Source organism: Streptomyces sp. NPDC054770 (assembly GCF_053611985.1).
The window spans coordinates 11,265-30,675 of record NZ_JBSHBL010000079.1 but is presented as its reverse complement, the minus strand read 5'-3'; the positions used below and the strand labels follow the sequence as shown (position 1 = coordinate 30,675).

Sequence of the window (19,411 nt, the reverse complement as noted above, 5' to 3'; positions counted from 1 at the left end):
AACCCGTTCTGACGATTAATGACCCAATTGGTCCGCGGCTTGCGCCCGAACGCCCCCCCGCGGTCGCGAACGCGCTCAGAGCAGCGTGAGCTGGGTCGGCTCCGGCACGACGGGCTCCTCGACCGCCGCCGGTACCGGGATCCGGCGCGGGGTGACCGACCGGTTCGGCCCGATGCCGTACTCCTGGGCCAGCTCGTGGACCTGGCGGGTGATCCGGCGCTGGTACCACTTGGGCGCGTAGGCGCCCTCCGCGTACAGCCGCTCGTAGCGCCGCACCAGATGCGGGTGATGCGCCGCGAGCCAGCTCATGAACCACTCGCGGGCGCCGGGCCGCAGGTGCAGCACCAGGGGTGTCACCGAGGTGGCCCCGGCCGCCGCGATCGCCCGCACGGTGGCCCGGAGCTGGGCCGGGTGGTCGCCGAGGAAGGGGATCACCGGCGCCATCAGGACCCCGCAGCCGACACCGGCCTCGGCGAGGGCGCGTACGACGTCCAGGCGGCGCTCGGGGGCCGGGGTGTCCGGCTCCACGGTGCGCCACAGCTCGGGGTCGACGAAGCCGACCGAGACCGAGATGCCGACGTCCGTGACGTCCGCCGCCCGGCGCAGCAGGTCGAGGTCGCGCAGGATCAGGGTGCCCTTGGTCAGGATCGAGAACGGGTTCGCGTGCTCGGTGAGGGCGGAGATGATGCCCGGCATCAGCCGGTAGCGGCCCTCGGCGCGCTGGTAGCAGTCGACGTTGGTGCCCATCGCGACGTGGTCGCCGAGCCAGCGGCGCGAACCCAGCTGCCGGCGGAGCAGTTCCGGCGCGTTCACCTTGACCACGATCTGGGTGTCGAAACCGATCCCGGTGTCCAGGTCCAGATAGCTGTGGGTCTTGCGGGCGAAGCAGTACACACACGCGTGCGTGCAGCCCCGGTACGGGTTCACCGTCCACTCGAACGGCATCCGCGACGCCCCTGGCACCCGGTTGATGATCGACCGCGCCCGCACCTCGTGGAACGTGATCCCACGGAACTCGGGCGTGTCGAAGGTACGGGTCGTGACCGCGTCCGCGCCGAACAGCGCGGTGCCGGTCCGGCCGGGTCCGGTCTCCTCGGTGAGGTTCTCCCAGCGCATGACGCCTCCTCGGTAGCACTGCCCCAGAGAATAGAACATCTGTTCCCATGATCGTGCGAACGATCTGTGGAGACCGCGCGGACACCGTTTCCGACCGCTTCCGGCACCCCGATTTGGGCGGCCGGGCGGCGGGGTGGTTGGCTTGGCGCAACCCCGAGAACTCAGGTGCTGGAGGAAAGCGATGGCGCAGGTCGAGGCCACTACGGAACGGGTCGTCGCCGCGGACGCGGAGAAGGTGTTCGACACCCTCGCCGACTACAGCGGCACGCGCGCGAACCTGCTCACGGAGCACTTCAGCGAGTACGAGGTGCGCGAGGGCGGCGACGGCGAGGGCACCCTGGTCCACTGGAAGCTCCAGGCCACCAGCAAGCGGGTCCGGGACTGCCTCCTGGAGGTCAGCGAGCCCACCGACGGCGAGCTGGTCGAGAAGGACCGCAACTCCTCCATGGTCACCACCTGGCGCGTCACCCCGGCCGGTGAGGGCAAGGCCAAGGTCGTCGTCCACACCACCTGGCAGGGCGCCGGCGGCATCGGCGGCTTCTTCGAGAAGACCTTCGCGCCCAAGGGCCTCGGCCGGATCTACGACGGGATCCTCGACAAACTCGCCACCGAGGTCGAGAAGTAACCTCCCGGGAATCCAGGCCTGTTGGCCCCTCACCGGTTCGAGTGGATCTCCGGTCCGACCGGTCTCGTGCCGTAACTCGTCGTGCTTGCTCGCAGTTGTCGCCCTACGGGAAATAAGGCGGCAATTGTGCGCAGGCGCGACGAGGGGAGCGGTACGTGGGCGGAACGACGCTGGTGCAGTACGAGGAACCGGCCGCGGCACCCGTGGACGCCCCCGTACCGGAACCCGCCCCGGTCTCCGGACTCGGGCCGCGCCGCACCCGGCTGGTGTTCTGCGGGCTGATGCTCGCCCTGCTCCTCGCCGCGCTGGACCAGATGATCGTGGCCACCGCGCTGCCGAAGATCGTCGGCGAACTGCACGGCCTCGACAAGATGTCCTGGGCGATCACCGCCTACCTGCTCACCGCCACCATCGGCCTCCCCGTCTACGGCAAGCTCGGCGACCTCATCGGCCGCAAGGGCGTCTTCCAGTTCGCGATCCTGGTCTTCGCCGTCGGCTCCGCGCTGGCCGGACGGGCGCAGAGCATGGACCAGTTGATCGCCTTCCGCGCCGTCCAGGGAGTCGGCGCGGGCGGGTTGATGATCGGCGTGCAGACGATCATCGCCGACATCGTGCCGCCCCGGCAGCGTGGCCGCTTCATGGGCCTGATCGGCGCCGCCTTCGGCCTCGCCTCCGTCGCCGGACCGCTGCTCGGCGGATACTTCACCGACCACCTGTCCTGGCGCTGGTGCTTCTACGTCAACGTCCCCTTCGGGCTGGTCACCCTGGCCGTCGTCACCCTCGTACTGAAGCTGCCGAGGCACCGGGCCCGCGCCCGTTTCGACGTGCTGGGCGCGCTGTTGCTCGCCGCCGCCTCCACCTGCCTGGTACTGCTGACCAGTTGGGGCGGCACGGACTACGCGTGGGGCTCGCGCGTCATCATCGGGCTGGGGGCCGGCGCGGCGGTCGCCGCAGGACTGTTTCTCGTCGTCGAGCACCACGCGGTCGAACCCCTCATCCCGCCACGGCTGTTCCGGGACTCCGTCTTCAACGTGAGCAGCCTGGTCGGACTGGTCATCGGCGTCGCCCTGTTCGGTGCCGCCAGCTATCTGCCGACCTTCCTCCAGATGGTCGACGGCGCCTCGGCGACCGGGTCCGGACTGCTGATGCTGCCCATGATGGGCGGGATCGTCGGCGCCTCGGTCGTCGCGGGACAGCTCATCAGTCACACCGGGCACTACCGGATCTACCCGGTGCTCGGCGGGGGAGTGTCGGTCGTCGGCATGTGGCTCCTGTCCCGCCTCGAAGTCGGCACCCCGCGCTGGCAGTACAGCATCTGGATGGCCGTCCTCGGCGCCGGGATCGGCATGGTGATGCCGGTGCTCGTGCTCGCCGTGCAGAACTCCGTACGCCCCGCCGACCTCGGCACCGCCACCAGCGCCAACAACTACTTCCGGCAGATCGGCGGGAGCGTCGGCGCCGCCGTCTTCGGCACCCTCTTCGCCGACCGGCTCACCGACGCCCTGCACGAACGTCTCCCCGCCCAGGCCGGCGCCCGCCTGCCCGACCCCCAGTCCATCACCCCGCAGCTCGTCCACGCGCTGCCCCCGGCGCTGCGCGACGCCTACATCCGCGCCTACGCCGACGCCATGCCCCGGATCTTCCTCTACCTGGTCCCGGTGCTCGTCCTCGGCCTGCTCGTGGCCTGCTTCCTCAAGGAGAAACCGCTGGTGTCCCATCCCATCGCAGAAACGGGATCCGAAGCCGTGAACGCCCCGATCCCGCAGACCCGGTCGCCGCACACCGGCGCCGGGATCCCCGTCTGCGGCACGGTGCAGCACCCCGACGGGACCGTGGTGCCCCGTGCCGCGCTCACCCTCATCGACGCCGTCGGCCGGCAGATCGGCCGGGGCGCCAGCGCCGAGGACGGCCGCTACGCCCTGGCCACGCCCGGCTCCGGGTCGTACGTCCTGATCGCCGCCGCCGGCGGGCACCAGCCGCAGGCAGTCACGGTGACCGTCGGCGAGCGGCCCGTCGAGCTGGACGTCGTCCTCGGCGGTGCCGGGCGGCTCGCGGGCAGCGTGGTCACCGCCGACGGCACTCCGGTACGGGACGCCACCGTCACCCTCACCAACGTGCACGGCGAGGTCGTCGCCAGTGTCCGCAGCGGCCGTGAGGGCGGCTATGTCATCAGCGAGCTGGTGGCCGGCGAGTACACCCTCGCCGGCAGCGCCCCCGCCTTCCGCCCGGCCGCCCTCCCGGTCACCGTCCAGGCCTCCCGGGAGACCCGGCAGAACGTCGAACTCGCGGGCGGCGCCGTGCTGAAGGGCACCGTCCGGGCGGGCGGCGGCCGGCCCGTGGAGGACGCGCGGGTGACGCTGCTCGACGCCGCCGGGAACGTGGTGGACACCCTCACCACCGGTGCCGACGGAACGTTCCGGTTCGTGGACCTGTCCTCCGGCGAGTACACCGTCATCGCCGCCGGTTACCCGCCGGTCGCCACCGTGCTCCAGGTCGCGGGCGGCGGCCGTACCGAACGCGATCTCCAGCTCGGCCACGAGGACTGACAGAGCACGGAAGAGGAGGGAAGAGGAGGGAAGAGGAGGGAAGAGGAGGGAAGAGGAGGGAACCGCGCGCCGCTCGGGGGCGCCGACCTGCGCACCCGGGCGATCCGGTGAAACCAATTCCAGGATTGCCACACATCGCAACCGGCGGCCACCGTACGGTAGTGACGGGCGGCACAGATCTTTTGCGGAGCCGTGGGGAGAGAGGGCCTGGGCCATGGACCATGGCAGCGAGCGGGACGCACATCCCAGCCTCGGTGCTGGGGACGGCGCTCCGGGCCGCATCCCCCTGGCCGTGGTCGTCGTCGACCGCGACGGCCGGGTCTCCCACTGGAGCACCGGCGCCCGGCGGCTCTTCGGTGCCGCCAAGGAAGACGCCATCGGCCGCTCCGTCCTCGACCTGCTGCCCGTCTCCGGCGCGCTGCCCGACGACGACGAGATCACCCCGTACGGCGCCTACGCGGCGTACGACGGCCTCGGACCCGACCTGGAGTCCTCCCTCGACGGACGGCTGAACTTCCCGGCCGCCGGCCGCGCCCGGATCACCGTGCCCGACCAGGACCGCGCCGATGTGCTCTGGTGGGCCTACCCGCTGGTCGGTCCTGGCGACGAACGGCTGCTGGTGCTCGCCGCCGACGCCGAGCGGCTGCGCCGGGCCGAACACGACGAGGGCATCGCCTTCGAGCGCATCGCGCCCGGCTTCGCCCTGCACACCGACTTCCCCGGCGCCGAGGAACTGGCCCGCAGGCTCCCCGAGATCCTGCCCAGCATGAGCGTCGACGAAAGCGCCCGGATCGTCGCCCAGGTCCTCGAACTCGGCTACCCCATCCTGGAGTTCAGTCAGAACGACCGGGTGCCCGTGACCCCCGACTGGGGCGTCGCCCGGCGCACCGAGCGGATGGCCCGCCGCGAGCGGGCCGCCCGGGTGGCCGCCCAGGGCCTGCCGGTGCCCGTCGAACTCGCCGACGACGAGGGCGAGGACCTGGAGTACGCGGCCGTCCGCGAGCGCCTGGAGTTCCTCAACGAGGTCAGCGGGAAGATCGGCACCTCGCTCGACCTGTCCCGCACCATCGTCGAGGTCAGCAGAGCCGTCGTACCCCGCTTCACCGATGTCGCCGGCACCTATCTGCGCGAACAGGTCGTCGCCGGCGAGGAGTTCGCGGACGGCGTGCCCGACACCACCACCATGTGGCACCGGGTCGCCCTGGAGCACACCGACGAACCCGGCCGCTGGGACGACGTCGTCCCGGTCGGCGAGGCCATGCCGTTCCCGGCGCACACCCCGTTCTTCCAGTGCATGACCACCGGCGAGCCGGTCCTGGTGCCGCGGATCAGCGTGGAGATGGGCCACGCCATCGCCTCCCAGTTCGAGAAGCGCGACATCCGGCCGCTGATCACCGGCCGCTCGATGCTGGTCGTACCGCTGAAGGCACGCAATGTCGTGCTCGGCTTCATGATCCTGCTGCGCCACCCCGAGCGCGAGATGTTCAACGACATGGACCGGGTCACCGGCGCCGAACTCGCCGCCCGCGCCGGGCTCGTGCTCGACAACGCGCGCATGTACACCTACCAGGAGAGCGTCGCCGAGACCCTCCAGGACAGCATGCTGCCGCACATCCCGCCGCGCATGGCGGGCTGCGACATCGCCACCCGCTACCTGCCGGGCACCCTGCTCGGCCGCGTCGGCGGCGACTGGTTCGACTCCGTGAAACTGCCCGGCGCCCGCACCGCCCTGGTGGTCGGCGACGTGATGGGCCACGGCCTCAACTCGGCCGCGATGATGGGCCAGTTGCGGACCGCCGTCCAGACGATGGCGGCCCTGGACCTGCCGCCCGCCCAGCTCCTGCGCAACCTCGACGACCTGGCCCAGCGCCTCGGCGACAGCTACCTCGCCACCTGTCTCTACGCCGTCTACGACCCCATCGAGAGCGAACTGCACCTCGCCAACGCCGGCCACATCCCCCCGGTGCTGGTGAGGGCGGTCGACGGGCGCAGCGAACTCCTCGACCTGCCCACCGGGGCGCCCATCGGCGTCGGCGGGGTCGCCTTCGAGTCGCTGCGGGTGCGCGTCGACCCCGGCGACCGGCTGGTCATGTGCACCGACGGACTGGTGGAGATGCGCGGCGAGGACATCGGCGTCGGCCTCGCCACCCTGTGCGAGTCCGCCGCCCACCCGGCCGCCTCCATGGACGACGCCTGCGACACCATCATCCGCGCCCTGAACACCCGCGGCGGTCGCAAGGACGACGTGGCCCTGCTGATGGCCCGCCTCAACGGCATCGAGCCGGAGGACGTCGCCGAATGGCGGCTCGCCCTGGACCCGGCCGAGGTCCGCCGCGCCCGCGCCGCCGTCCGCGAACAGCTCCACGACTGGGGCCTGGCCCGGCTCGCCGACCCCGCCGAACTGATGGTCAGCGAACTCGTCACCAACGCCGTCCGGCACTCCCACAGCCGCCCGGTCCAGCTCCGGCTGATACGCGGCGAGACCCTGCTGTGCGAGGTCGATGACGACGACCACACCCTGCCGACCCTGCTCAGCGCCGAACCCGGCGACGAGGCGGGACGCGGACTGCGGGTGGTCTCCACCCTCGCCCGGGAGTGGGGCACCAGCCGTACGGCCGCCGGGAAGACCGTCTGGTTCGAACTCACCGCCCGGCGCCGCTGACCCGGGCGCGCCGCGGCTCCGGGGGCGCACATCCGTCGAACGCGGGGTGAAGGAACGCGCCGGGCGCTTGTGGCCGAAACCTGCGCAGGGTAAACCGTACTGGCCCGTCACTTACGACGGGTCATACGCGGCTGCATCCTGGGGAGTTGGGCCATGAGCGTGACGAGTAGATACCGGAATGCCTGGGAGGGCTTCTGGCGCGAGGCGCCCGAAGAACCGGGGGCGGTGTTCTGGGACGCCGAACCGGCCGTGACCGCCGCCGTCCATGTCGCCCTCTTCGAACCCCACCTCACCGACCCCGGCCTGCCCCTGGTCGACCTCGGCTGCGGCAACGGCACCCAGACCCGTTTCCTCGCAGAGCGCTTCCCGCACGTCCTCGGCACCGACATCGCCGAGGCCGCCCTGGACCACGCCCGGCACGCCGACCCGGGCGGACAGGCCGGCTACCGGCTGCTCGACGCGGCCGAGAAGAGCGAGGCCCAGGCCCTGCACGCGGAGCTCGGCGACGCCAACCTCTACATGCGGGGCGTCCTGCACCAGTGCGAACCCGACGACCGGCAGCCGGTGATCGACGCCATCGCCACCCTCGTCGGCAGCCGCGGCCGGGCCTTCCTCGTCGAGCTCTCCGAGGCCGCCCGGCCCGTCCTCGGCGGCCTCGCCCAGAGCCCGTCGGGACCGCCCCCCAAGCTCGCCCCGGTCTTCCGGCACGGCATCGCCCCCGGCGAGGTCGACGACGCCGCGGTCCCCGAGTACCTGCGCAACGCCGGCCTCACCGTCCTCGCGAGCGGCGAACTTCCCCTGACCACCACCGAGTCCACACCGGACGGCGAGCTGATCGTTCTGCCGTCGAAGTGGGTGCTGGCGGGCCGCGAGAGCTGAGGAACGGATGGTGCCGTGACCCGCGGCGCGGAGCAGGATCGGGCGTCGAGCGGTGGATAGCCGCCCGCCGGGAAGGGGTCCGGGGCGGCAGGGCGCAGCCCGGTGGTCCCGGTGCGGGCGGCTCGGTGTGCGGGAGTCCGGCCGCTGCCGGATGGTGGGGAGATGCGGACGTCCGATGTGATGAGCGAGGCGGACTTCCGGTCCTTGTACCGGCGGCTGAGGGAGTCGGCGCCCGGCGGCGCGCACCGGAGCGCCTTGGAGACGATCACCGGGGCGCAGGTGCTGGCGGCCGTCCGCGAGGTGCGGTCCGGACGTGCGGTGTCGCTGGCGGCCCCCGTGAACACGCGGACCGCGCCGGATGACCCGGATCCGGCCGAGCACCGGCTGATCGCTCCGGCCGGTGGCCACCCCCGTGCCCGAGGCCTGGATTTCGCACGTGACCGTCTCGCCATGAACATCCACGGCGACGTGGACTCCCACCTCGACGCGCTGTGCCACGTCATCTACGACGGCACGCTGCACGGCGGCCTGCCGGCCGCGGACGTGCTCTCACCGGACGGCGCCGGCGCCCTCTCCGTCGACCTGGCCCGCGACGGCATCGTGGGCCGCGGGGTGCTCCTCGACATTCCCCGGCTGCACGGCGTCCCCTGGCTCGAACCCGGGTCGCGGGTGGCCGCCGCCGACCTCGTCGCCGCGGAGGCCGGGCAGGGGGTCCGGGTGGGCAGGGGCGACATCGTTCTCGTGCGGGTCGGACACCGTCTGCGGCGCGAGGAACTCGGCCCCTGGGACGTGTCCGCCGGCCGTGCCGGGCTCCATCCGGACGCCATGGCGTTCCTGGCGGAGCGGGAGGTGTCCGTGCTCGGGAGCGACGGCAACAACGACACGGCCCCCAGCGCCGTGCAGGGGGTCGAGTTCCCCGTGCATGTGCTCGCCGTGCACGCGCTGGGACTGCATCTGCTCGACTATCTGCGGTTCGAGGATCTCGCGCCGGTCTGCGCGCGGGAGGGCCGCTGGTCCTTCCTCTGCGTGATCGCTCCGCTGCGGCTGGCTTCGGCCACCGGTTCCCCGGTCAATCCGCTCGCCGTCCTGTGACGGGTGACCCCGCGCGCCCGTCCGTGCGCGCGCGGTCCCCGGCGCACCCGCATGGCCCAACTCGCCGGGCATACCGCCCGGAGATACGTTGGTGAACGGGGACGGACACCGGCCGGGAGCGGCTGTCTCCGCCACCCCGGCAGGACCGGACAAGGCTCCGAGGGCGGTGGCCGGTATGACCGAAGCGCAGCACTACGACGTCATCGTCATCGGTACCGGTGCCGGCGGCGGCACCATCGCGCACCGGCTGGCGGGCACGGGAAAGCGGATCCTCCTTCTCGAACGCGGCGGCTATCTGCCCCGTGAACGCGACAACTGGGACTCCACCGCGGTCTTCGTCAAGGGCAAGTACCGAGCTCCGGAATTCTGGTTCGACCGGAACGGCGACCGATTTCCGCCCGAGGTCAACTACTACGTCGGCGGCAACACCAAGTTCTACGGCGCCGCCCTCTTCCGCCTGCGCCCGGAGGACTTCGGCGAGATCCGTCACCACGACGGCATCTCCCCCGCCTGGCCACTGCGCTACGAGGACTTCGAGCCCTACTACACGCAGGCCGAACACCTCTACCTCGTGCACGGCCGGCACGGCGAGGATCCCACCGAGGGCCCCACCAGTGCCCAGTACGCCTGTCCGCCGGTCCAGCACGAGCCGCGCATCGAGCAGCTCGGCCACGACCTGGAGAAGCAGGGGCTGCACCCCTTCCACCTCCCGATCGGCGTGAATCTCACCCAGGACGACCGGGGCCGGGCCGTCCGCACCAGCGCCTGCATCCGCTGCGACCGCGTCGACGGCTTCCCCTGTCTGCTCGGCGCGAAGTCCGACGCCCAGGTCATCTGCGTCGACCCCGCCCTGGAACACCCCAACGTCGAGATGGTCACGCATGCGGACGTACGGCGCCTCGAGACGGATGCGAACGGCCGGAGCGTCACCAAGGTCGTCGCCACCGTGGGGGACGGGGACCCCGCCACCGTGGAGTTCGGCGCCGACATCGTGATCGTGGCCTGCGGTGCCGTCAACTCCGCCGTCCTGCTGCTGCGTTCGGCCGACGACCGGCATCCGCGGGGGCTGGCCAACAGCTCCGACGTGGTGGGCCGGCACTACATGCGGCACAACAACATGGCTCTCATGGCCGTGTCCAGGGAACCCAACGACACCAAGTTCCAGAAGACCCTGGCGCTGCACGACTGGTACCTGGGATCCGACGACTGGGACTACCCCCTGGGCGGGATCCAGATGCTCGGCAAGTCCGACTCCGAGCAGATCCACGGCGAAGCGCCCCGCTGGGCCGGGGCGGTCGCGCCGGACATGCCGTTCGAGGTGCTGGCCCACCACGCGGTCGACTTCTGGCTGTGCGGGGAGGACCTGCCGGACGCCGGCAACCGGGTCACCCTGGACCGGGACGACCAGATCCACCTCGCCCTCGACGAGAAGAACAACATCGCCGGGCTGGAGCGCCTGCGGCACAAACTGCAGGGCCTGCTCAGCCACTTGGGCATGCACGAACACCAGCTTCTGTCGCGCAGCATCTACCTGCACAAGGGGATGCCCATCGGCGCCACGGCGCACCAGGCGGGCACGGTCCGCTTCGGCAGCGACCCCGCCGACTCGGCCCTGGACGTCAACTGCAAGGCCCACGACCTCGACAACCTCTACGTCGTCGACACGAGCTTCTTCCCGAGCATCGGAGCGGTCAATCCCTCGCTGACCGCCATGGCCAACGCCCTGCGGGTCGGCGACCACATCGCGGAGCGACTGCAATGACCCCCCGCCCCCGGGCCGACTCCACCCCGAGCAGGGGACCAGCAAGGAGACCGCAATGGACCGCTACCCGCCCATCGCCGACCACGGCCTCATCGGGGACCTGCAGACCACCGCTCTGGTGTCGTCCCACGGCGTGATCGACTGGTTCGCGGCGCCGCGCTTCGACTCGCCCAGCGTCTTCGCCGCCCTGCTCGACCACGACGGCGGCGGCTACTTCCTGCTCGCGCCGGAGCACCCCGAAGGGACCTGGAAACAGCTCTACTACCCGGACACCGCCCTCCTGGTGACCCGCTTCATGTCACCCGACGGAGTCGGCGAGATCCTCGACTACATGCCGGTCCAGCCGGGTTCGAAGGCGACCGACCGGCACCAGCTGGTGCGTGTCGCCCGCACGGTGCGCGGCACCGTGCGATTCGAGCTCGTCTGCCGGCCGCGGTTCGACTACGCGCGGGCCGGCCACCGGCTCGACCTGACACCGGAGCGGGCGACGTTCCACGCCCCGGGCGCGACCGCGCACCTGCAGAGCGACATCCCGTTCGAACAGGACGGGCAGGACGTCCGGGGCACCATCACGCTCCACGCCGGAGAGGCGGCCGCCGCGGTGTTCACCATGTGCCCGCCGGGCGGACAGGCGCCACCGCCCCTCACCACCGAGCGGATCACCGAAGACGCCTGGGACAACATCAACTTCTGGCAGCTGTGGGTGCGCACCTCGCGCTACCGCGGCCGTTGGACGGACATGGTGCACCGCTCCGCCATCACGCTCAAGCTCCTGACCTACGCCCCCACGGGCGCACCGGTCGCCGCCGCCACCATGGGGCTGCCCGAGCAGGTCGGCGGCGAGCGCAACTGGGACTACCGGTACACCTGGGTCCGGGACGGGTCCCTGTCGATCCGGGCCCTGCTCGATCTCGGCTTCGTGGACGAGGCGACCAGTTTCATCCGATGGCTCGGCGACCGCCTGCACGCCCACGAGGGACGGGACGGCGAACCCCTGCAGATCATGTACCGGGTGGACGGCGACCCGCATCTGACGGAGGAGATCCTGCAGCACTTCGAGGGGTACCGCGGCTCGTACCCGGTCCGGGCCGGCAACGCCGCCTCCGACCAGCTGCAGCTCGACATCTACGGCGAGGCCCTGTACGGCCTGGCCGAGGGCCGTGAGGTCGGCGAGCACGCTGGCTATCACGGGTGGAAGGGCCTCGCGGCCACCCTGGACTGGCTCGCCGACTCCTGGGACCGGCCCGACGAAGGGATCTGGGAGACCCGGGGCGGCCGCAAGGACTTCACCTACAGCCGGGTGATGTGCTGGACCGCCTTCGACCGCGGCCTGAAGCTGGCGGCCGAGTTCAGCAGGCCGGCCGACACCGTGCGCTGGACCCGCGCCCGGGACGAGATCCTGGACCAGGTCATGGAACGCGGCTGGAACGACAAGGAGCAGGCCCTCGTCCAGTACTACGGGGGCGACGTCCTGGACGCGTCCCTCCTGCTCGCGCCCCGGGTCGGATTCATCTCCCCCCGAAGCCCCGCCTGGCTCACCACCCTGGACGCCATGGACCGCGTCCTCGTCTCCGACAGCCTGGTCTACCGCTACGACCCCCAGGCGTCTCCCGACGGACTGCGCGGTACCGAGGGAACGTTCAGCCTCTGCACGTTCCTGTACGTCGACGCCCTCGCCCGCGCCGGGCGGCTCGCCGAGGCCCGGTACGCCTTCGAGAAGATGCAGACGTACGCCAACCATGTCGGCCTGTTCGCCGAGGAGATCGGCCCGAGCGGAGAACAACTCGGGAATTTCCCGCAGGCTTTCACCCATCTGTCCCTCATCATGGCCGCCACGACACTCAATGACGCGCTCGACCGGCTCTGGCAGCGCTGATCGGGCGAAGATCCTCGGCCGGTCGGCCCAACGCGGACTCGTCCGCGACGCCGCTCCCCGTCCACGGTGTTTGGGTGGCGCCTGAACCTCCGGGTCACGGCCCGGCTGATCCGGGCCACGCAGTGGAGGAGACAGACATCGTGAGTGCCACCGAGGTCGCGCCGCGGAACGTGATCCCCGCGCATCTGCTCAAGGGGCAGAAGGCGCTGGTCACCGGCGCCAACTCCGGGATCGGCCGGGCCACGGCCGTCGCCCTGGGCCGGGCCGGGGCCGACGTGGTCGTGAACTACGTGGCCGGACGCGAGGACGCCGAGCAGGTCGTCGAGGAGATCACCTCCTTCGGCGTGCGGGCGGCGGCCTACGAGGCGGACGTGTCAGACGAGGCCCAGGTCGTGGCGATGATGGACCGCATGGTCCAGGAGTTCGGCACGATCGACATCCTGGTCGCCAACGCCGGACTGCAACGCGACGCCCCGTTCACCGAGATGACCGTCGCCCAGTGGCAGAAGGTGCTGGACGTCAACCTCACGGGTCAGTTCCTGTGCGCGCGCGAGGCGACGAAGGAGTTCGTCCGGCGCGGTGTCGTACCCGAGGTCTCGCGCGCCGCCGGAAAGATCATCTGCATGAGTTCGGTGCACCAGATCATCCCGTGGGCCGGACACGTGAACTACGCCTCCTCCAAGGGCGGCGTCCAGATGATGATGGAGACCCTCGCCCAGGAACTCGCCCCGAAGAAGATCCGGGTGAACGCGGTCGCCCCCGGGGCCATCAAGACCCCCATCAACCGCAGCGCCTGGGAGACCCCGGAGGCCCAGAAGGACCTCCTGCGGCTGATCCCCTACGACCGGGTCGGCGACCCCGAGGACATCGCCTACGCGGTCGTCGGCATCGCCTCCGACCTCATGGACTACGTCGTGGGCACCACCCTCTACGTGGACGGCGGGATGACCCTCTTCCCCGGCTTCGCCACCGGCGGCTGACCCGCCCCGTTCCCGTCGGCCCATCTGCCGGCCCAGCCGTCGGCCCACCGAGAGACGCCCATGCACTTCACGGTCACGCTGCTGGCGGACACGCCGGCGCAGATGCTCCCGGCCAGATCCCAGATGGCCTTCACCCTCGCCTCCCACATCATCCTGGTACCGCTGGGCGTGGCGCTGCCGCTGATCACACTGATCATGCACGGCTACGGCCTGCGCCGCGGTGACGAGACCGCGCTGCTGCTGGCGCGCCGCTGGTCGGCGGTGATGGCGGTCCAGTTCGCCATCGGCGTCGTCACCGGCACCGTGCTCTCCTTCGAGTTCGGGCTGCTGTGGCCGGGCATGATGGGCCGCTGGGGCGACGTCTTCGGCATCGGCTTCGGGGTCGAGGCCTGGGCCTTCTTCCTGGAGGCCGTCCTCATCGCCGTCTACCTCTACGGCTGGCGACGGCTGCCCGCCCGCACCCACTTCCTGCTCGCACTGCCCCTGCCCCTCGCGGCCCTGCTCGGCGCCTTCGGCATCCTGGCCGCCAACTCGTGGATGAACACCCCGCGGGGCTTCACCCTCGACTCCGCAGGCAACCCGGTCGACGTGAAGATCTGGAAGGCGGTCTTCACCCCCATGTTCGGCCCGCAGTACTGGCACTTCGTCATGGCGATGTTCGTGACGGCGGGCTATGTCGTGGCCGGCGTCTACGCCGTCGGATGGCTGCGCGGACGCCGGGACCGGTACCACCGCCTCGGTTTCACGATCCCCTTCACGCTGGCCGCGGTGTGCACACCGGTGCAGTTCATGCTCGGTGACTCCATCGCCCGGCAGGTCTTCCAGAAGCAGCCGGTGAAGTTCGCGGCCACGGAGATCGTCTGGAAGACCGACACCCATGTCCCGGAGTACCTGTTCGGCCGGCTCCAGCCGGACGGGACGATCCGCGGCGGTATCAGGATCCCCCAACTCGACTCGATCCTCGCCGGTTTCCGCCCGGACACCAAGGTCACCGGCCTCACGGCGGTGCCGGCCGGCGACCGGCCGACGACCGCCGAGGCCACCATCACCCACTTCGCGTTCGACACCATGGTCGGCCTGGGCTCGCTGCTGCTCCTGCTCGCGCTCTGGTACGCCCTGGTATGGCTGCGCCGCCGTCGGCTGCCGGTCTCCCCGTGGTTCTACCGCGGTGCCGCGTGCGCGGGCGTGGCCGCCGTCGCCGCCGTCGAATGCGGCTGGATCACCACCGAGGTGGGGCGCCAGCCGTGGATCGTGTACCAGAACATGCGCGTCGCGCAAGCGGTGACGACCACCCGTGCGACCAGCCTGTGGATCATGTTCGGGCTGGTGGTCGTGGTGTACGTCGTCGTCTTCGGGTCGTTCCTGGTGGTGCTGCTCAAGATGCGCACGCGGTGGCGGCTCGCCGACGAGGGCGGCGGACCGCAGGCCCCGGCTCCGCAGGAGGCACCGGAGACGGACACGCCGTACGGGCCGCGCTCCACGGCCGGGTCCGGGGGCGACGCAGGCGCCTCGTCCACCGGAGGCCGGAGGTGATCGCCGGAGTCATGGCGGTCGTACTGCTGCTCGCGGTCGCCGCCTACGCCTGCGGCGGGGGCACCGACTACGGAGCCGGATTCTGGGACCTGACCGCGGGCGGGGCGGAACGCGGCAGGCGCGCGCGTCGGCTGATCGACCAGGCGATGGCTCCGGTCTGGGAGGTCAACAACGTCTGGCTGATCTTCGTACTGGTCATCATGTGGACGGGCTTCCCCGGGTTCTTCCAGCGGGTGTTCACGGCGATGTGGCTGCCGCTGGCGCTCGCCGCCGTCGGCACGGTGCTCCGCGGGGCCGGCTTCGCCCTGCGCAGGCCCCTGACCAGGCTGGCCGGCCGGCGTCTGTACGGTGCGATGTTCGCCGTCTCCTCGCTGCTCACGCCGTTCTTCCTGGGCGCCGCGGCCGGGGGAGTGGCCTCCGGCCGGGTGACCGCGGCCACGACGGCGTCGACGGACGCCTGGGCCAACCCCACCTCGCTGCTGTTCGGCCTGCTCGCCGTGGCGACCACGGCCCTGCTCGGTGCCGTGTTCCTGGCCGCGGACGCCCGGCGCTTCGCCGCGCCGGACCTCGACGGCCACTTCCGGCGGCGGGCCCTGGCGGCCCTGGCGGTCGTCGCCGTACTCGCCGTGATCACCCTGGTCGTCACGCACGGGGACGCCCCCCATGTGTGGCACGGGCTCACCCACGGCGTGGGGCTCGTCTTCGTGATCGTGTCGGCACTGGCCACGCTCGCCACCGGATGGCTGCTCACCCGCCCCTCCGCGCACTGGTCGCGGGTCACGGCCGTCGGCGTGGTGGCGTCGGCCGTCCTCGCCTGGGGCATGGCCCAGCGCCCCTACCTGATCCCGACCTCGCTCACCGTCGCCGACGGAGCGGGCGCGCACACGACTCTGCGCTGGCTCGGTCTCGTCACCCTCGTCGCCGTCGTGCTGATCTTTCCCGCGGTCGCCCTGCTCTACTGGCTGGACACCCATGGTGTGCTGGAGGAGCTCACCGACGCCGAGCTGCGGCGCGGCGGCACGACGGGTGAGGAGGGGTGACCCTGGCGGCGAACCACCGGTGAGCCTCGGTCACCGCACGCAGCGCCGTCGCCGGGACCTGCTCCCGGTCGCCGGACGCGTCGATGGTGACGCCCGGCTCGTCGGCCTCCAGCGGATCCAGGGCGAGGTGGACGACTTGCCGGACGACGACACGCCGATCACGATCACCACTCGTGAACCGCCGACCGTACTGGTCAAGCGGCGGCCTGCTCGATCTGCAGATGGATCGGACCCCGAAGCACGGGGCTGCGCCGGTACGGCGGCGGGTCGGCGACCAGTCCGGGCCGGTCCAGGCGGCGTACCAGCTCGGTCAGCGCGATCTGGGCCTCCCGCCGGGCCAGCGGGCCGCCGAAGCACAGATGGATGCCGCTGCCGAAGCCGAGGTGCTGGTTCTCCGGGCGATCGGGGTCGAAGCGGTCGGGATCCCGGAACCGGTTCGGATCGCGGCTGCCCGAGGCGAGCATCAGCATGATCTGCGAGCCCTTGGGGATGACGGTGTCGGCGACGGGGATGTCGCTGTACGCCGCCCGCCAGGGAATGATGTGCACCGGGGGCTCGTAGCGCAGCAGTTCCTCGACCAGCGGCACGACCAGGTCCGGGTCGTCGCGCAGCCGCCGCAGCACCTGCGGGTGGCGCAGCAGCGTCAGCATGCCGTTGGTGATCAGGTTGACGGTGGTCTCGTGGCCGGCGATCAGCAGCAGGTTGGCGGTGGCGACGATCTCCTCGTCGGCCATCTGCCCGTCCGGCCCGTCGTCGTGGGCCAGCCGTGACAACAGGTCGTCGCCCGGCTTGCCATGGCGTTGCTCCAGCAGCCCGCCGAGGTACTCACGCAGGTCCTTGCGGGCCTGCACACCCCTGTCGAGTTTCTCCTTCGGGTCGGTCCTGGGGTCGTAGTCGATCGAGTTGACGACGTCGTTCACCCAGACGCTGAACCTCGGTTCGTCCTCGCGCGGCACGCCGAGCAGGCGGCAGATCACGGCGACGGGGAACGGGTAGGCGAAGTCGTCGACGATGTCGATCCGCTCCTTGCCCGCGAAGTCGTCGATGAGACCGCCCACGGTCTCGGACAGCGCGGGCTCCAGGCTCGTCACCAGCCCCGGGGTGTGCGGGGGGCCGAAGTGCCGCATCGCCATCCGCCGCAGGCGGTCGTGGTCGGGCGGGTCCATGTTGATGAACGCGGGCGTGCTCTCGCCCTGAGCCACGGACATCGGCCGCGACAGATTGCGCACGTCGGAGCTCAGATGCGGATCGTGCAGCAGGTCCGCGATCTCGCGGTAGGTGCTGACGACGTAACTGCCGTCCTCCTGCCGGGCCACCGGTGTCCTGCGCAGCTCGGCGTAGAGCGGATACGGGTCGGCCCGGGAGGAGTAGTCGAGGATCCGGTGCAGTGTGTCGGGCATCTCGGTCGTGGTCATCTCGCCTTCCCTCCTACCGGCGGTGCTGCTGCGCGGCCGTGACGCGCCGCTCACCCGGGTCGTGACCGGTGACGACCACGGTGGCGCCCTGGGCGAGCAGGGTGGGGCCGGGGAAGTCGACCGGCACCGGTTTCATGTCGACGGGCTGGTCCGGTGTGGGGCAGGGCGGCGGGAACGGAGCGGCCGTCTCGATCAACCGCCGGTAGTGGTCCAGCCACTTCGCGTTGTTGAAGCTCACCGCGGCGGTGACGCGGCCCTGATAGCCGTACGCGGCGACGAAGCGGTGGTCGGACACCGACCCCTGGGTGACGGCCACCTCGTCGGCGAAGGTCGGCACGCCGACGGACTTTATGTTGACGCCGAACTGGATCGACCAGAACAGCGGGATGGACAGATGGGGCCAGCGGTCCGCCTGGCCGCTGACCATGTTGTGCGCCGCGACCTCGGCCTGCTCCACGGCGTTCGCCCAGTGCTCCAGCGAGATGAGCCGGTACTCGTAGACGGGGTTCGGGCAACGCGCCACGTCTCCGGCGACGAAGACGTCGTCGGTGATCAGGCCGTCGAGGGTGAGGGCGCGGCATCCCGTGTCACAGGCGATTCCCCAGACGCCGGCCGCCAGGCCCGAGCCCCGCAGCCACTCGGTGTTGCGGATCCCGCCCAGTGCCACCACCGCCACGTCCGCGTCGACCGTGCTGCCGTCGTCGAAGTGCGCGCGGCGGAGGTGCCCCTGTGCGTCCCCTTCCAGCCGGGTCACCTTGACGCCGCAGCGCAGGTCGACGCCGTGGGCGCGCTGCATGTCGGCCGCGACCTCGCCGATCATGGCGCCGAGGGCCCCGACCAGCGGGGCCGGCGCGAGTTCGGCGACGGTCACCGGGATGTTCCGCTCGCGGCAGATGGAGGCGATCTCGGAGCCGGTGAAGCCGGCACCGATCACCAGCACCCGGGAGGGCCCGGCGGCCAGCGCCCGCTGCAGGCCCTCGGCATGCTCACGGGTCCGCACGACGAACACACCGTCCAGGGCCGCCTCGGACTCGACGAACCAGGGCCGGGCCCGTACGCCGGTGGAGATCAGTACCCGGTCGAAGGGAATCTCGCGTCCGTCGGCGAGTCGCACCTGGTCGGCCGCCAGGTCCAGCCCGGTGGCGGGCACGCCGAGCAGCCACTCCGCGTTGATGTCACGGCGCCGCGGCAGCGTGGTGTCTCCGGCCGGCACCCACCCGGTCAGGACCTGCTTGGACAGGGGAGGCCGGTCATAGGGCTCGCCCAGCTCGTCACCGATCATGGTCAACGACCCGGTGAACCCCTCGCCGCGCAGAGCTTCCGCCGCCCGCAGTCCCGCGAGCGACGCACCGACGATCACGATGCGGCCGTCGCGTTTGAACGCTTGCAGGTTGTCGGCGCTGGTCATGACGACGACGCCTCCGCCGGTGCGTTCTGCTCCTCCAGCCGGTCGACCAGGATCGCCTGGACGGGGCAGGCGGCCGCGGCGCGCAGCACCCGGTCGCGTTGGGCGTCGTCGGGGCTCGGGTCGTACATCAGCGCTTCCTCGCCGTGCATCCGGAACGCGTCCGGAGCGAGGAACGCGCACTGCGCATACCCCTCACATCGGGAAAGGTCCACGACAATTCTCATCCCGACCTCCACAGGGACTGCGAGCTGTGGATCCTGAAGCCTGGGCGAAGGGAGGCTCGTCGGGTCTCCACAGAAAGAACGGATCGTCGCGAATGACGCGACCGCGGTCTGCGAAACCGCCCGGAGAACGTGACCTCGCAGTCAAAAGCCTAGGCCCTGGGTACCTCACCGGCACCCGGGGAAGGAGTGTCCTGCCGATCTGGTACCGAAGCCGTCCCGGCAGAGGGGGCAACCTCCTCGCGGCCTTGTAGGA

14 protein-coding genes are annotated in these 19,411 nt (G+C 71.2%); 10 read left to right on the top strand and 4 right to left on the bottom strand.

The features are described from left to right. Window positions 1–75 precede the first annotated feature (75 nt). Window positions 76–1,116 (bottom strand): Rv2578c family radical SAM protein, encoded by a 1,041-nt coding sequence (locus ACWGKQ_RS42285; RefSeq protein ID WP_453297363.1) that lies wholly within the window; start codon window positions 1,114–1,116, stop codon window positions 76–78. Between the two features lie 181 nt (window positions 1,117–1,297). Here ACWGKQ_RS42285 and ACWGKQ_RS42280 point away from each other — a divergent pair, with 181 nt between their 5' ends. From ACWGKQ_RS42280 to ACWGKQ_RS42235, 10 genes are all read left to right on the top strand, one after another. Next, window positions 1,298–1,741, top strand: coding sequence for an SRPBCC family protein (locus ACWGKQ_RS42280; protein WP_453297362.1), 444 nt, complete (start codon window positions 1,298–1,300; stop codon window positions 1,739–1,741). A 155-nt stretch (window positions 1,742–1,896) separates the two neighbouring features. Then, window positions 1,897–4,287 (top strand): MFS transporter, encoded by a 2,391-nt coding sequence (locus ACWGKQ_RS42275; protein WP_453297361.1) that lies wholly within the window; start codon window positions 1,897–1,899, stop codon window positions 4,285–4,287. Window positions 4,288–4,501: 214 nt separating this feature from the next. Continuing rightward, window positions 4,502–6,949, top strand: a complete 2,448-nt coding sequence (locus tag ACWGKQ_RS42270) for an ATP-binding SpoIIE family protein phosphatase (RefSeq protein WP_453297360.1) — start codon at window positions 4,502–4,504, stop codon at window positions 6,947–6,949. A 153-nt stretch (window positions 6,950–7,102) separates the two neighbouring features. Then, window positions 7,103–7,828: a class I SAM-dependent methyltransferase gene (locus ACWGKQ_RS42265; RefSeq protein WP_453297359.1), complete on the top strand. Its 726-nt coding sequence runs from the start codon at window positions 7,103–7,105 to the stop codon at window positions 7,826–7,828. A gap of 162 nt (window positions 7,829–7,990) precedes the next feature. Beyond that, entirely contained in the window at window positions 7,991–8,920 is a 930-nt protein-coding gene (locus ACWGKQ_RS42260; RefSeq protein ID WP_453297358.1) for a cyclase family protein, read from the top strand. A gap of 175 nt (window positions 8,921–9,095) precedes the next feature. Next, window positions 9,096–10,682 (top strand): GMC oxidoreductase, encoded by a 1,587-nt coding sequence (locus ACWGKQ_RS42255; protein WP_453297357.1) that lies wholly within the window; start codon window positions 9,096–9,098, stop codon window positions 10,680–10,682. A 55-nt stretch (window positions 10,683–10,737) separates the two neighbouring features. Further along, window positions 10,738–12,558: a glycoside hydrolase family 15 protein gene (locus ACWGKQ_RS42250; protein ID WP_453297356.1), complete on the top strand. Its 1,821-nt coding sequence runs from the start codon at window positions 10,738–10,740 to the stop codon at window positions 12,556–12,558. 185 nt (window positions 12,559–12,743) lie between these two features. Beyond that, complete coding sequence (locus ACWGKQ_RS42245; protein WP_453297373.1) at window positions 12,744–13,538, top strand: SDR family oxidoreductase; 795 nt, start codon at window positions 12,744–12,746, stop codon at window positions 13,536–13,538. Window positions 13,539–13,598: 60 nt separating this feature from the next. Beyond that, complete coding sequence (locus ACWGKQ_RS42240) at window positions 13,599–15,071, top strand: cytochrome ubiquinol oxidase subunit I (RefSeq protein ID WP_453297355.1); 1,473 nt, start codon at window positions 13,599–13,601, stop codon at window positions 15,069–15,071. 11 nt (window positions 15,072–15,082) lie between these two features. Beyond that, complete coding sequence (locus ACWGKQ_RS42235) at window positions 15,083–16,111, top strand: cytochrome d ubiquinol oxidase subunit II (protein ID WP_453297372.1); 1,029 nt, start codon at window positions 15,083–15,085, stop codon at window positions 16,109–16,111. Between the two features lie 194 nt (window positions 16,112–16,305). Here the strand turns inward: ACWGKQ_RS42235 and ACWGKQ_RS42230 are convergent, their stop codons facing one another. From ACWGKQ_RS42230 to ACWGKQ_RS42220, 3 genes are read right to left on the bottom strand one after another with little or no spacing between them, the layout of a single operon-like run. Beyond that, a complete protein-coding gene (locus ACWGKQ_RS42230) occupies window positions 16,306–17,526 on the bottom strand; it encodes a cytochrome P450 (RefSeq protein WP_453297354.1) in 1,221 nt (406 codons plus the stop codon). Between the two features lie 13 nt (window positions 17,527–17,539). Further along, window positions 17,540–18,934, bottom strand: a complete 1,395-nt coding sequence (locus tag ACWGKQ_RS42225) for an NAD(P)/FAD-dependent oxidoreductase (RefSeq protein ID WP_453297353.1) — start codon at window positions 18,932–18,934, stop codon at window positions 17,540–17,542. Then, window positions 18,931–19,158 carry a ferredoxin gene (locus tag ACWGKQ_RS42220; protein WP_453297352.1) on the bottom strand — a complete coding sequence of 76 codons (228 nt, stop codon included), beginning with the start codon at window positions 19,156–19,158 and terminating at the stop codon, window positions 18,931–18,933. The genes ACWGKQ_RS42225 and ACWGKQ_RS42220 overlap by 4 nt, the downstream gene beginning before the upstream one ends. Window positions 19,159–19,411: the final 253 nt, after the last annotated feature.